We start from the raw sequence: 13536 nt of genomic DNA, 5'->3' as shown, positions 1-13536 counted from the left end.
TTGCGCTGGCGTTTGCGGTGTGGGTCCGGTGGGTGGGTCGAGGCCGTGCCGGTACATCCGCCCGTCGCCGTTGGATCAGACGTGGGTTTGGGAGGGAACCGCTGCTCGATCCGAACGTAAGCGACGGGCATCTGATGTACCGGCACGGCCCCTCCCGTGCGTCGCCGACTGCGGGTGCATCGTGGTGGCCGGTCCGGATTTCAGCCCGGCCGGGGAAGTTTCAGCCCCTCCGGCGTTTGAGGAGCGGGGTCTGGGGCGGAGCCCCAGGGTGGGACGGGTAGGGGCGGCGGGGGCGAGAGAGAGTCGTTGCGGCGGAAGCACCTGCCTGGGGCCGGCGAGGGACCCCGCCCTGGACAGGTGCATGCGCGTGCATATATTGTTCACGCGTGTAATCGACGTCGACGTATCTCAGGGGGAGCCGTGACCCGCACATTCCTGTTCGTGCTCGGCAGCAGCCGCCCAGGCGGCAACACCGAGTCGCTGGCCCGCAAGGCGGCCGAACAACTGCCCGCCGACGTGGAGCAGCGCTGGCTGTCCCTGGCCGAGCACCCGCTCCCCGACTTCGTGGACCTGCGCCGGGACGGCGACCACGTACGCCCTCCCGCCTCCGGCACCCAAGGCCTCCTGCTCGACGCCACCCTCGCCGCCACCGACATCGTGATCGCCTCACCGCTGTACTGGTACTCGGTGTCCGGGCTGACCAAGCGCTACCTGGACTACTGGTCGGGCTGGCTGCGCACGCCCGGTGTCGACTTCAAGGCCACCCTGGCCGGGCGCACGCTCTGGGGCGTCACCGCGCTCGCGCACGAGGAGCCGGAGGTCGCCGACCCGCTGGTCGGTACGTTGAACCACTCGGCGGCCTACATGAAGATGCGCTTCGGCGGGGTCCTGCTCGGCAACGGCAGCCGGCCCGGCGACGTGCTGAACGACACCGAGGCGCTGACGCGCGCGAAGACCTTCTTCGCCCAGGAGGCACCGCTCGCGCGTTTCCCCTACGAGCGCTGACGCGGCCGCTCAGGCGGTGATGTCCTTCGTCGCGAACCGGGCCCACGCGGCCGACCCGAACACGGCGACGTACAGGCCCTGGATGCCGAGGTCGCGGACCAGGTCGTCCCAGTAGACGGGGTCGCGCATGAGGTCGGCGAAGGACAGCCAGTAGTGGGAGAAGAAGTACGGCTGGAGTGCGTGCAACTGGGGAATCTGGTCCAGGATCTGGACGGTGATCAAGAGGCCGACCGTCGTCGCCATGGCCGCGATGCCACTGTTGGTGAGGGTGGAGACGAACAGGCCGAGCGCGGCGACACCGGTCAGTGACGCGGCGACGACCAGGGCGATGAGCAGCGCTCTGCCGAGCCCCTCGGCGAAATCGATGCGGGTTCCGGAGATCGTGGTCAACTCGCCCAGCGGGAACAGCAGGGCGCCCACCACGAACGCCGAGACCGCCACCACCAAGGTCGCCACCAGGCAGAACGTCATCGTCGTCGCGTACTTCGTGAGCAGCAGCCGCGTGCGGCCGGCGGGCGCGACGAGGAGATAGCGCAGGGTTCCGGCGTTGGCCTCACCGGCGATCGCGTCGCCCGCGATGACGCCGATCGCCATCGGCAGGAAGAACGGAAGGGTCGCGGCCAGCCCGGTGAACACCAGGAACAGCCCGTTGTTGGTGATCTGCGCGATGAATGCGGGGCCCTCGCCACCACCGCCCGCGGTCGAGCCACCGCTCGTCTCGACCCTGACGGCGATGCCGATGAGGACCGGTACGGCCGCGAGCACGCCGAGCAGCGCGATCGTGCGCCACCTGCGGAACGTGGTGACGAGTTCGTCGCGGAAGAGTCCGAGTGTCCACAGCGGGTTCGGCCCACGGACGGCCCCCGGCGACGGGGACGGTGACGGGGACAGTGACGGCGCCGTGACCATTCCTGTCGCCGTCGCCCTCCCCGTCGCCGTCCCCGTCGCGGTCTCGGGCTCGGTTTCGGTCTCGGTCTCAGCCTCGGCGTCCCGCTTCGGCAGATGTTCAGCCCGTGACATCGAAACCCTCCCCGGTCAGCGCCACGAACGCGTCCTCCAGCGAGGCCCGTTCGACTCCGAAGCCGCGGACCCGGACGCCTGCCATGACCAACGCGGCGTTCAGTTCGGCGAGTTCACGGCCGGGTGGCTCCGCGGTCACTCCCGTCTCGGTCACGACGAGATCCATGACGCCCTGCTCCTTGAGGATCCGTGCCGCCTCCCCGGTGTCCGGCGTGGTCACCACCAGCCGGCCCCGGGCTCCGGCCGCGAGGTCGGCCACCGGACCCTGGACGATGAGCCGCCCCTGGGCCATGACGGCCGCGTGGGTGCAGACCTGCTCGATCTCGTCGAGGAGGTGCGAGGACAGGAAGACGGTCGTGCCGTCGGAGGCCAGCTCTCTGACCAGCGAACGGATTTCGCGCATGCCCTGGGGATCGAGACCGTTGGTGGGCTCGTCCAGGACGAGCAACCGACGGGGCTGGAGCAGCGCGGCCGCGAGTCCGAGCCGCTGCTTCATGCCCAGCGAGTACGCCCTCGCCTTCTTTCCCGCCGCGGCGGTCAGCCCGACCCGGTCCAGCGCGGTCTCGACGCGTGCCCTGCGGGTCCGGGGATCGGCGGTCGGGTCGGCGGCGTCGTACCGGACGAGGTTGTCCCGACCGGAGAGGAAGCCGTACAGGGCGGGGCCCTCGATCAGCGCCCCGACGTGCGGGAGCACGGCGCGCGCCGACCGGGGCATGGGCCGCCCCAGCACGCTCGCCGTGCCCGACGTCGGCTCGATCAGGCCCATCAGCATCCGGATCGTGGTGGTCTTGCCCGAGCCGTTCGGTCCGAGGAAGCCGAAGACGCTGCCCGCCGGGACGGTGAGGTCCAGGCCGTCGACGGCGAGCTGTCCGCCGCGGAACCGCTTGCTCAGCGCGCGGGTGGCGATCACCGCGTCCTCGGCGGACACGGCACCGGCGCTCCCCGTCCGCCCCGCGGGGACGGCGGCGCCCTCGGCCCTCGCCGGATCGGACTCGTCGGCGGACAGCTCCTCCATGGACTCCCTCGGTTCGGTTCGCCCGGCCACGCCTACTGGGCGGCGTCGGCCGCCTTCACCAGCGCGGCCTTGGTGACGGCACCGGCGTACACCTTGCCGTCGTCCGTGATCAGCGCGTTGACGAGGCGGGTCGAGAAGACCGTGCCCGAGCCGAACTTGCCCTTGACGTGGTCGCCGAGGGAGTTCAGGAACCCGTCGACGTCACTGTTGCCGGACGCGCCGGACGGCATGCCCTCGCCACCGGTGTCGAGGACGACGATCGAGTTCCAGCCCTCGCCGATGGTCTTCGGACCGCCGACGCCGTCGGCCGTTCCCTCGTGCCCCTTCGGCCACGCCTTCTTCAGGTCCTTCGGCTCGTCGTCCTTCGACGTGCCGGCCTTCGCGCCCTTCAGCTCGTCGCCCTCGGTGACCTTCGCGCCCTTCGGCGGGGTGAAGGCGAACGTCGACGCGGCCGGCCGGGAGAAGTCGACCTGGGCGAAGCCCGCGTCCACGACGGCCGCGCCGCCGCTCGCCGGGGTCAGCGTGAACTTCAGCGGCAGCCCCGTCTTCGCGTCCACCGCGATGCTGATCGCACCGACCGTGGTGCCGGACTGCCGGGGCTTGATGACCAGCTTGTAGGCGTCGCGGCCCGCGACGTGCGCGGTGCCGTCGACGGTCACGGAGGTCGTGTCGTCCACGGCCTTGAGAGCCTCTTCGGCGAAGTCCTTCGGAGTGGCCGGGACATCCCGCGGCGCCTTGCCCTTGGCATCCTCGCCGGCGTGCTCGGACTCGGCGGACGTCGAGTGGAAGACCTCGTTCGACTTGCTGTCGTACCCCCACACGTCCTTGCCGTTGTGGATGACGCTGTACTCGGCGGCGTTGTCCAGCAGGGAGACCTTGCCCCTGTCCGGGCCGTCGGCCGCGACACGCAGCGTGTGCGTGCCCGAGGCCAGTTCGAGGAGCTTGGACTGCGGGTCGGCGGAGGAGCCACCGTGCCCCTGAGCCGCGCCGGACAGCAGGCCGCTCTCCAGACCGCCCAGGTCGGGCAGCCCCAGATCGGTGCTGATCTTGACCGTGCCGGAGAGCTGCTGGACGTCCGACTCGGCGATCTTCTCGATGAGTTGCTGTGCGGTGACCTTCGGCAGGTCGGGGTCTCCGGAGTCGGCGAGCGCCGGAACGAGTCCGATCGTCGCCGCCGCCACCCCCACCACCGCGACCGGAACGGCGTACCGCGCGGCCTTGCGTCGCCCGGCGAGCCTGTCGTCGGCCTCCGCGGCCCTCGCGCTGTCGTCGGATTCGTACGGTGCCATGTGTGCGTTACCTCCGTCGTCGGCGGCGGCCCTGCCCTCGTTTCGTGCTCCACCCCTAAGCCGCCATTCTCACCCGGACCGGTGAGGAGTGGTGTTCTCCATCTGACCAAATTCGCGGGATGAAAGCGTCAACCCCCGGGCTCAACTCCACGTAGTCCTGCGGTATGACGTGACAGGGCGGTGCCTACCCCCGACCCGTAGGGGTCGCTCGTGGGGGTCGTACGTGGGGTCACACGTCGGGTCGCGCGTGGGGTGGCTCGTGGGGGAACCCGGTCTGTCGCACCCGGCCGGATTCCCGGCGGGGAGGCCGGCCTCGACGGGCACTTCGTCGCATTACCCAAAAGACATTAAATGTGGCGATATTTCGAGCAAAGGGCGGCTCGAATCCGTACGTACAGGTGGCAGCGATCGGAGCACCCGGCACTCCAGGGACCACAGGATCGAGGGATCGCCATGATCGCCATCAGGTACGTCGCGGGATACGCAGCCACGGGCACCGCCGTCCTGGCGCTCACGCTCGCAGGATGCGGAGGGGGCGGCGGAAGCAGCGGCGGCGGCAAGAGCGGGACCAGTTCCTCGCAGAGCAGCGGCGGCACGACACAGAGCGGCACCACGGGATCGGCGACGTCCATGCTGACCACGGCCAAGGTCGCGAAACTGGGCACGGTCGTCACCGACGACAAGGGGTACGTCCTGTACCGCTTCGACGCGGACTCGGCGAACCCGACCAAGGTCACCTGCTACGACACCTGCGCCACGGTCTGGCCGGCGGCCACGGCCCACGGCGGGGTGACCACGAAGGGCATCGACAAGAGCCTGGTCTCCACGGTGAAACGCGCCGACGGCAGCACCCAGGTCACCCTCGCCGGCTGGCCCCTCTACCGGTACGCCAAGGACGACGAACCGAAGGAGGCCTACGGCCAGGGAGTGGACGGAACGTGGTTCGCGGTGACGCCGGGCGGAGCGAAGATCACCACACCCGCCTCGACGTCGCCGACACCGGCCACGACGAGCACGGGAGGCGGTGGAGGCTACTGACAGCCGCCCCGGCACGGGCCGGTCCCAGCCTGTCCGGTACGGGGCCGGTCCCAGCCCTGCGGGTACGGACTGCCGGTTCCCACCGGCCCGCGACCGGTGACACCCGAGCCGGCCTCTCAGCCGGCCCATGTCCGGTGCCACGCGAGCCGGCATCCCCCAGCCCGACCATGTTCGATGACACGCGAACCGGCGGCCCAGCCCGCCCGCGACCGGTGACACACGAGCCGGCCTCTCAGCCGGCCCGGTGCACCACGGCGTCCACCAGCTCGACCAGCGCGGCCTTCGAGTCGCACTCACGCAGCGGGGCCAGCGCGGCGCGCGCCTCCTCCGCGTAGCGCACGGTGTCCCGGCGCGCCTGCTCCAGCGCGGGGTGCTCCCGCAGCCGGGCCAGCGCCTCCGCGTGCCGCGCGTCGTCCGTCAGGTCGGAGTCGAGCAGCTCGCACAGCGCGATGTCCTCGGCGAGCCCCAGCCGCTCCGCGCGCTCGCGCAGCCGCAGCACCGGCAGCGTGGCGATGCCCTCGCGCAGATCCGTCCCCGGCGTCTTGCCGGACTCGTGCGAGTCCGACGCGATGTCGAGGACGTCGTCCGCGAGCTGGAAAGCGACGCCCAGCCGCTCGCCGTACTGCGTGAGCACGTCCACGACCGTCTCGTCGGCGCCCGACATCATCGCGCCGAACCGGCACGCGACCGCGACCAGCGACCCGGTCTTGCCGCCGAGCACGTCGAGGTAGTGGTCGACCGGATCGCGGCCGTCGCGCGGCCCCGCGGTCTCCAGGATCTGCCCGGTCACCAGCCGCTCGAACGCCTCGGCCTGGATCCGGACGGCCTCGGGCCCGAGGTCGGCCAGGATGTACGAGGCACGGGCGAAGAGGAAGTCACCCGTGAGGACGGCCAGCGAGTTGCCCCAGCGCACGTTGGCGCTGTCCACCCCGCGCCGGACCTCGGCCTCGTCCATCACGTCGTCGTGGTACAGCGTGGCGAGGTGGGTCAGCTCGACGACCACGGCCGAGGGCACGACACCCGGCGCGTAGGGGTCACCGAACTGCGCGGCGAGCATCACGAGCAGCGGCCTGAACCGCTTGCCGCCGGCCCGCACGAGGTGCTGGGCGGCTTCCGTGATGAACGGGACCTCGCTCTTGGTGGCTTCGAGCAAACCCTCCTCGACAGCCGCCAATCCGGCCTGGACATCGGCTTCGAGAGCCTGGTCCCGCACGCTCAGCCCGAACGGCCCGACGACGGTCACGAGAGGTTCTCCTGTCTGCTGACGATCACATGGCGAACTCGGTCGATCATTCGGTCGATGACACGGTTTGTCGATGTGTCGCTGCCATCACTCAAGTCAGCGTATCCGGTCACGTTTCGATCACCGCGAGCGCCCACCGTCCCCCGGTCCACTTCGCTCCGCCAGGTGGTGGGCGCGAGTACACCCGGAAGGCACACGGGAAGCACCTGCGTGCCCCAACGGCGTGTACCCCGACTCACGGGCGCCATCCCGTCACCGACTGTATGTTCATGATCAGATGATGTGAACCGACTTTCGATGACATGCAGCGAAATGCCCGGCATTCCATCCTCTGAGGTGACGCTCATGCACATCCGTACGTCCTTCCCTTACGAGATCACTCACGAGGACGTCCTCATCCCTCTCTCGGACGGCACCCGTCTGTACGCCCGGATCCGGCGGCCGCTGACCGAGGAGCCCGTACCGGCGCTCCTGGAGTACCTCCCGTACCGCCTGACCGACCGGACGGCCCCGCAGGACCAGCAGCGCCACCCCTGGTACGCCGGGCACGGCTACGCCTCCGTCCGCGTGGACGTACGCGGCCACGGCAATTCGGAGGGCGTGCCGGGGGACGAGCACACGGGGAGCGAGCCGGACGACGGGGTGAAGGTGGTCTCCTGGCCGGCGGCCCAGCCCTGGTGCACCGGCCGGGTCGGCATGTTCGGGATCGCGTGGGGCGGCTTCGCCTCCCTCCGGATCGCGGCCCGTGCGCCCGAGCCGCTCAAGGCGATCATCACGGTCTGCTCGACCGACGACCTCTATGACAACGACGTGCACCGTGCGGGAGGTTCCGTCCTCGCCGTCGACACGCACGCCCGGTCGGCCCGACTGCTCGCCTTCGCCGCCCGCCCGCCGGACCCCGCGCACGTGGGCGAGGGCATGTGGCGGAGCATGTGGGAGAAACGACTGGAGGCGATCGGCCCCGCCGCGCCCACCTGGCCGGCGCACCGGACCAGGGACACGTACTGGCGCCACGACAGCCTCCGCAAGGAGTACGGGCCGTCCGCGCCGCGGTCCTCGCGGTCGGCGGCCGGCACGACCCGCATCGCGACACGGTGCTGCGCCTGGTGCGGAACCTGCCGCCGGATCGCGTACACGGCCTCATCGGCCCCTGGTCCCGCCAGTACCCGGACCGGGGCCTGCCGCCGGGACCGGCGATCGGCTTCCTCCAGGAGACGCTGCGCTGGTGGGACCACTGGCTCAGGGACAAGGAGACGGACGCGCTCTCCGTCCCCCTTCTGCGCTCGTACGTGATGGACGCGCACCCTCCGGCGACGGTGTACGCGCGGATCCCCGGCCGCTGAGTGGGTGACCCGGCCTGGCCCTCACCCTCGGTGACCCCGGTCGCGTACGCGCTCCAGGGCGCCCCGCTTCCGGTCCGCTCCCCGCAGCACACGGGGGTCGAAGCGGGCCGGCTGTTCCCTTCCGGCGACGACGCCGACCTGCCGCCGGACCAGCGGGAGGAGGACGCCCGCTCGGCGTGCTTCGAGTTCGAGGTGCCGGAGGAGACCTGGGTACCGGGCCGCCCCCGGGTCAATCTGCGGCTGACGTCCGCGTCACCCAGGGGCCAGGTGATCGCCCGGCTGCGCGACGTGGCCCCGGACGGAGCGTCCACGCTCGTCACCCGGGGCACCCTGAACCTCTCGGCACGCCGGGGCCCCGACCGGGCGGTCCCCTGGGAACCGGGCACCACGGAGAACGTGGTGTTCGACCTGAACGCCATCGGCTACGCGTTCCCGGCGGGCCACCGGATCCGGCTGGGCGTCTCCTCCGCGTACTGGCCCTGGATCTGGCCCCAGCCGGGCTCGGAAGCGGGTTTCACCCTGGAGCCGATCGGCAGCGTCCTGGAACTCCCGGTACGGGCAACGGAGTCGGACCCCTCGGTCGCCTTCGAGGAACCGGAGCAGTTCGCGCCCCTCGGCGTGACCGTCTCGGCGACCCTGGACGAGCCCCGCCCCCGGCGTCTGGTCCTGCGCGACGTGGCCGCGGAGACCTGGCGCCTCTAGGTGGACCCGGGGCGCGGCGGCACCCGCGTGTACCCCGACGGCCTCGAATGCACGGAGGAGGCCCGGGAGACGTACACGATCGACACCTCGGACCCGCTGTCCGCCCGCGCCCACTCGGCCTGGTCGATCCGGCTGCACCGCCCGGACCTGCCGTGGGACGCCCGCGTCGAGACGGTCTCCGCCATCACCTGCGACGCACAGGACTTCGTCACGACCGACGAACTCGTCCGCAAGGATGGCGACGAGGTCGTCTTCCACCGGACCTGGGAGAAGCGCATCCCGCGCACAGCCGGCTGACTGGGCCCGCCGGCACGGGAGTTCACCCCCTCGGACCGCTACGCATCCACACGTGCCCCGGGCCCGGGCCGACGTGACGCGCCCACGGCGCGGGCCCCGGCACATCGCCGCGCGCCGGACGGCGGCAGGACACTCTCGCGCCGAACACCGGTGACGCGAGGCGCACTTCACCGCCCGCCGGCCCGGGTCCAGACCGCGTCTGGGCGACTTCGGCTTACCTCTGGGCGGCTTCGGCTCGCGTGCGGGCCGCGCTCCCGCCGCCGGGCGGCCGCGTTCCCCGCGATGTGTCCCGCGCCACAATTCCCGCCGCACCAGGGGCCACTCGGCACCCAGCGAAGGGCTCGGCGGCGGCTCCCACCGCAAGCGCAATGCCCGAATTACCCCTCATGCCGCCTTGATGCTCTTTGGTCTCGTGAGTTGAGTCACCGGCGAACCGGACTTCCGCGACACACCCTTCCCGGACCAACCCGTTCACCAAAGGCAAGTTGAGGATCCAATTCCGGCGCAATCGGACTTTTTACCCGCGCATTAACCAGGAGAAAGCGATCTTCACGGTCAAATCTCATCTTGTTTCGGACATGTGCTCTCGCATACGTTCTGGTCGACCCCGGGCGGATCGCCGAATCCTGCCGCCGCCCGGCAACCCATCGACCCACGCACGGCAGGAGCGGGGGAACCACAGGTAAGCCGCCGATCCGGGCACACCGGACCGGCTTGGGGTGAAGCCGCGCCCACAGCGCGGCCGGGCATCTCCCGCCCGAACCCGACAGCTCACCTCGCAGGCGTCGGAGAGGACATTTCGTCATGCCCGTACGTGCCAAGCACCGCCGCAAGAAGACCAACGTCATCACCCGGGGCATGATCGCCGCCGGAACGGGCGGCATCGCCCTCGCACTCCCGCTCGTGAGCGCCACCGGCGCCAGCGCCGCCACCCCGGCGCAGGCCCCGCAGGCCGCCCACACCGCGGTGGTCCCCAACGTGCAGCTCGTCACCTACAAGGTGGTCGCCGGCGACACGCTCTCCAAGGTGGCGCAGAAGTACCCCAAGAGCGGCGGCTGGAAGAAGCTGTACGCGGCGAACCGCGCGGTCATCGGTGACAACCCCGCCCACCTCCGTCCGGGCCTGAAGCTGACCGTGGGCACGAAGACGCTGAAGTCGACGACCGTCCGCACCACGGCGAAGGCGACCGCCGCCGTCGCCAAGTCCAAGGCGACCACCGTCACCCAGGCCGCCGCCAAGACGTACTCCAACAACCTCGACGGCTGGATCAAGGAATCCCTGGACGTCATGGCCAAGGCCGGCATCCCGGGCAGCTACGACGGCATCCACCGCAACGTGATGCGCGAGTCCTCCGGCAACCCCAACGCCATCAACAACTGGGACTCCAACGCCGCCGCGGGCATCCCCTCCAAGGGCCTGCTCCAGGTGATCGACCCCACGTTCCAGGCGTACCACGTGGCCGGCACGTCGTGGAACATCTACGACCCGGTCGCCAACATCACCGCGGCCTGCAACTACGCGGCCGACAAGTACGGCTCGATGGACAACGTCAACGGCGCCTACTGATCGCACCCCGCACCCCGTCTTCCTCCGCACCCGCCGACGGCGCCTTCCCGGCCCGTCGGCGGGTGCGTTGCGGTCCCGTCGGCCGGTGTGCGTCCGTGGGCGCGGCGGCGGGTGCGCTCCGAACGGCTCGGCGGGTGTGCGTTCGCGGGTGCGCCGGGCAGGCGTGTCCGCGGGTGTGCGTTTGCGGGTGCGCCGGGCGGGGGCGCCGACGCCGCTAGAAGCCGAAGAGGCGCTCCAGCACGACAGCGATCCCGTCGTCCTCGTTCGACAGGGTGATTTCGTCGGCCACCGCCTTCAGTTCCGGATGGGCGTTGGCCATCGCCACACCTCGGGCCGCCCAGTCGAACATCGGGATGTCATTGGGCATGTCACCGAAGGCGAGCGTCGCGTCCGGGGTGAGCCCGAGGTGCGCCGCGGCGAGAGCCAGGCCCGTCGCCTTGGTCACCCCGCATGGCTGGAGTTCGACGGTGCCGGGTCCGGACATGGTGACCGTCGCCAGCGAACCGACCACTCCCCGTGCCGCCGACGCCAACTCGTCATCGGACAAGGAGGGGTGACGGAGCAACACCTTGCTGATCGGCTCCGCCCAGAGGTCGTCCCGGCGCGGCACCCGCACCGCCGGCAGAGTCGGATGCGGCATGACATAGCCCGGCTCGATGAGCGTCAGCCCGTCCACGCCGTCCTGGTCGACCGCCGCGTACAGCAGCCCGACCTCCGCCTCGATCTTGCCGAGCGCCGTCTCCGCCAGTTCCCTGTCCAGGGTCACCGACCACAGCATGCGGTCCGCGCCGGCGTCGTACAGCTGCGCCCCCTGCCCGCACACCGCCAGTCCCTCGCCGCCGAGTTCGTCGAGAAGCGGTCGCACGCGCGGTGCGGGTCGGCCCGTGACCACGAGATGCCGGGCACCTGCCCGGATCACCTTCGCCAACGCGGCACGTGACCGGTCGGAGAGTGTGTCGTCGCCGCGCAGCAGCGTTCCGTCCAGGTCAGTGGCGATGAGTGAATATGCAGTCGGAGCGGCCATGATCCGAAGAATACGGATCGAACGACTCATCGGCCCGGCCTGAACCGGACGACGTCCGGTATCCCGTCAGCATCGCCGTTCACCGCACGGTGGTAAGCGCGTTGCGACCGCTTCGGATCACCCACGCTCCACTTCCGTCCACACCGACTTTCCCGCACACGACCGACCACAACTCCCCAACACCCCCTGGGCAAAGGCCAACTCACCGACAGGCCGCCTCGGCCGCCGTGCCGCACCACGCCGGCCATCGGGACCGGGCATCGACAAGTCTGTTGACGGGCACGCCCGTTGGGCCGGGCAGAGACGAACTCCTCCCGCCTCGGGAAGTGCGCCACGAAACCGTACGAGACAGCCGCGGACAGCCGCAGGCAGCCTCGGGCAGCCGTGAGCAGGTCCATGAAACGCGGCCACGGAACCGAGAAGCGGCACCCGTCACCCGGCTTCGGCGCACCCGCCGCCCAGCGACCTACGGCTCCACGCGGGACCAATACGGACATTGCAAACCCTTTAGGCCCTGCCGCAGCGGGGACACTCCCCCGTAACGTGTGCCCGACCACATGAAACGCGTGGAACGCATGGATCACATGGCGAGTACGAATCCGAAAGCGAGGCACCAACCGATGCCCCCCTTCGATGTCCCCGAGGGCGACCCCTTCGGCCCGCACAACCTGCCGTACGGCGTGTTCTCCCTGAGCGTCCCGGCCGGCGACCCCGAGCGGCGCGTCGGCGTACGGCTCGGCGACCACGTGCTCGACGCGGGCGCGGCGGCCCACGCCCTCGGCTCCCCTTACGCCGGGCTGCTCGCGCGGCCGACCCTCGACCCGCTGCTCGCCGCAGGCCACACCGCCTGGTCCGACGTCCGGCGCGCGCTGACGGCCTGGGTGACCGTCCCGGCCCACCGGGAGACCCTCGCTCCCCATTTCCACCCGCTCACCGACGTGACGCTGCACCTCCCCTTCACCGTCGCGGACTACGTCGACTTCTACGCCTCCGAGAACCACGCCCGGAACGTCGGCCAGATCTTCCGTCCCGATGCCGCCGACTCCCTCACCCCGAACTGGAAGCACCTGCCGATCGGCTATCACGGCCGCTCCGGCACGGTCGTGGTGTCCGGCACGGATGTGGTCCGCCCGTCGGGCCAGCGCAAGGCCCCCGCGGACGCCGCCCCGGTCTTCGGCCCCTCGGTCCGCCTGGACATCGAGGCGGAGGTCGGCTTCGTGGTCGGCACCCCCTCGGAACAGGGCCGTCCGGTGTCCCTGGGCGACTACCGAGACCACGTCTTCGGCCTCTGCCTGCTCAACGACTGGTCGGCGCGCGATGTCCAGGCCTGGGAGTACGTCCCGCTCGGCCCCTTCCTCGGCAAGTCCTTCGCCACGTCCGTGTCGGCGTGGATCACCCCGCTGGACGCCCTCGACGACGCCCTGGTGGCCCCGCCCGTCCGCACGCACCCCCTCCTCCCCTATCTCGACGACGCCTCCGAGGAACCGGGCGGCTACGATCTCCGGATCTCCGTGGCCATCAACGGCCACATCGTCTCGGAACCCCCCTTCTCCACCATGTACTGGACGGCCGCCCAGCAACTGGCCCACATGACGGTCAACGGCGCCTCCCTGCGCACCGGTGATCTCTACGGTTCCGGGACCGTCAGCGGCCCCTCCGAGGGCGAGCGCGGCTCGCTGCTCGAACTCACCTGGAACGGGCGCGACGCCCTCGAACTCCCCGACGGCAAGCGCACGTTCCTCGAGGACGGCGACGAGGTCACCATGACGGCCTGGGCCCCCGGTCCGGGCGGGACCCGGGTGGGCCTCGGCGAGGTCCGGGGCCGCATCACACCGGCCGTCTCCCAGTAGGACTCTCCGGGGGCGAGCCCCCTCAGGAGGCTCCGGCAGAAGCCTTCGGGGATACCTTCGGGATACCTCGGCAGGGGTATGGCAGAGGCCGGAGACGCCTTGGCCGAGGCTCCCGCGGAGGTCCCCGGCGGGAACGAGTCCGTG

General features: G+C 70.8%; 9 protein-coding genes, 1 pseudogene and 1 riboswitch. Of the genes and pseudogenes, 5 read left to right on the top strand and 5 right to left on the bottom strand.

Annotated elements, in window-relative coordinates; translation table 11 throughout:
* The first annotated feature begins 420 nt into the window (after positions 1-420).
* Positions 421-1005, top strand: a complete 585-nt coding sequence (locus tag OG410_RS24445; RefSeq protein WP_329301154.1) for a flavodoxin family protein — start codon at positions 421-423, stop codon at positions 1003-1005.
* A gap of 9 nt (positions 1006-1014) precedes the next feature.
* Here OG410_RS24445 and OG410_RS24440 read toward each other — a convergent pair whose 3' ends face one another.
* The 3 genes from OG410_RS24440 to OG410_RS24430 all read right to left on the bottom strand — a co-directional run bounded on the left by OG410_RS24440 (position 1015) and on the right by OG410_RS24430 (position 4329).
* A complete protein-coding gene (locus tag OG410_RS24440; RefSeq protein WP_329304227.1) occupies positions 1015-1914 on the bottom strand; it encodes an ABC transporter permease in 900 nt (299 codons plus the stop codon).
* Between the two features lie 97 nt (positions 1915-2011).
* Positions 2012-3040: an ABC transporter ATP-binding protein gene (locus OG410_RS24435; RefSeq protein WP_329301153.1), complete on the bottom strand. Its 1029-nt coding sequence runs from the start codon at positions 3038-3040 to the stop codon at positions 2012-2014.
* A gap of 32 nt (positions 3041-3072) precedes the next feature.
* Positions 3073-4329 (bottom strand): LolA family protein, encoded by a 1257-nt coding sequence (locus OG410_RS24430; protein WP_329301152.1) that lies wholly within the window; start codon positions 4327-4329, stop codon positions 3073-3075.
* 453 nt (positions 4330-4782) lie between these two features.
* Between OG410_RS24430 and OG410_RS24425 the strand changes: the two genes are divergently transcribed.
* Positions 4783-5367 carry a COG4315 family predicted lipoprotein gene (locus tag OG410_RS24425; RefSeq protein ID WP_329301151.1) on the top strand — a complete coding sequence of 195 codons (585 nt, stop codon included), beginning with the start codon at positions 4783-4785 and terminating at the stop codon, positions 5365-5367.
* A gap of 232 nt (positions 5368-5599) precedes the next feature.
* Here the strand turns inward: OG410_RS24425 and OG410_RS24420 are convergent, their stop codons facing one another.
* A complete protein-coding gene (locus OG410_RS24420; RefSeq protein WP_326786148.1) occupies positions 5600-6610 on the bottom strand; it encodes a polyprenyl synthetase family protein in 1011 nt (336 codons plus the stop codon).
* A 345-nt stretch (positions 6611-6955) separates the two neighbouring features.
* Here OG410_RS24420 and OG410_RS24415 point away from each other — a divergent pair.
* A pseudogene (locus tag OG410_RS24415) lies at positions 6956-8952 on the top strand (CocE/NonD family hydrolase).
* 639 nt (positions 8953-9591) lie between these two features.
* Positions 9592-9752, top strand: a riboswitch (cyclic di-AMP (ydaO/yuaA leader).
* Between the two features lie 4 nt (positions 9753-9756).
* The gene (locus tag OG410_RS24410) at positions 9757-10518 is read left to right on the top strand and encodes a transglycosylase SLT domain-containing protein (RefSeq protein WP_329301150.1); all 762 of its coding nucleotides are present in this window, start codon (positions 9757-9759) and stop codon (positions 10516-10518) included.
* 214 nt (positions 10519-10732) lie between these two features.
* Here the strand turns inward: OG410_RS24410 and OG410_RS24405 are convergent, their stop codons facing one another.
* Entirely contained in the window at positions 10733-11542 is an 810-nt protein-coding gene (locus tag OG410_RS24405; protein ID WP_329301149.1) for an HAD family hydrolase, read from the bottom strand.
* A 620-nt stretch (positions 11543-12162) separates the two neighbouring features.
* Here OG410_RS24405 and fahA point away from each other — a divergent pair.
* Positions 12163-13392 carry a fumarylacetoacetase gene (gene fahA / locus OG410_RS24400; protein ID WP_329301148.1) on the top strand — a complete coding sequence of 410 codons (1230 nt, stop codon included), beginning with the start codon at positions 12163-12165 and terminating at the stop codon, positions 13390-13392.
* The last annotated feature ends 144 nt before the right edge of the window (positions 13393-13536 follow it).

It is taken from the genome of Streptomyces sp. NBC_00659 (assembly GCF_036226925.1).
Taxonomy (GTDB): Bacteria; Actinomycetota; Actinomycetes; order Streptomycetales; family Streptomycetaceae; genus Streptomyces.
This window is presented reverse-complemented; position numbering and strand designations above follow the sequence as displayed.

Excerpts from the sequence above, each read along its gene's own strand:
- OG410_RS24440 (WP_329304227.1), bottom strand. The coding sequence starts at position 1,914 with ATGGTCACGGCGCCGTCACTGTCCCCGTCACCGTCCCCGTCGCCGGGG.
- OG410_RS24435 (WP_329301153.1), bottom strand. The coding sequence starts at position 3,040 with ATGGAGGAGCTGTCCGCCGACGAGTCCGATCCGGCGAGGGCCGAGGGC.
- OG410_RS24430 (WP_329301152.1), bottom strand. The coding sequence starts at position 4,329 with ATGGCACCGTACGAATCCGACGACAGCGCGAGGGCCGCGGAGGCCGAC.
- OG410_RS24425 (WP_329301151.1), top strand. The coding sequence starts at position 4,783 with ATGATCGCCATCAGGTACGTCGCGGGATACGCAGCCACGGGCACCGCC.
- OG410_RS24410 (WP_329301150.1), top strand. The coding sequence starts at position 9,757 with ATGCCCGTACGTGCCAAGCACCGCCGCAAGAAGACCAACGTCATCACC.
- OG410_RS24405 (WP_329301149.1), bottom strand. The coding sequence starts at position 11,542 with ATGGCCGCTCCGACTGCATATTCACTCATCGCCACTGACCTGGACGGA.
- fahA (WP_329301148.1), top strand. The coding sequence starts at position 12,163 with ATGCCCCCCTTCGATGTCCCCGAGGGCGACCCCTTCGGCCCGCACAAC.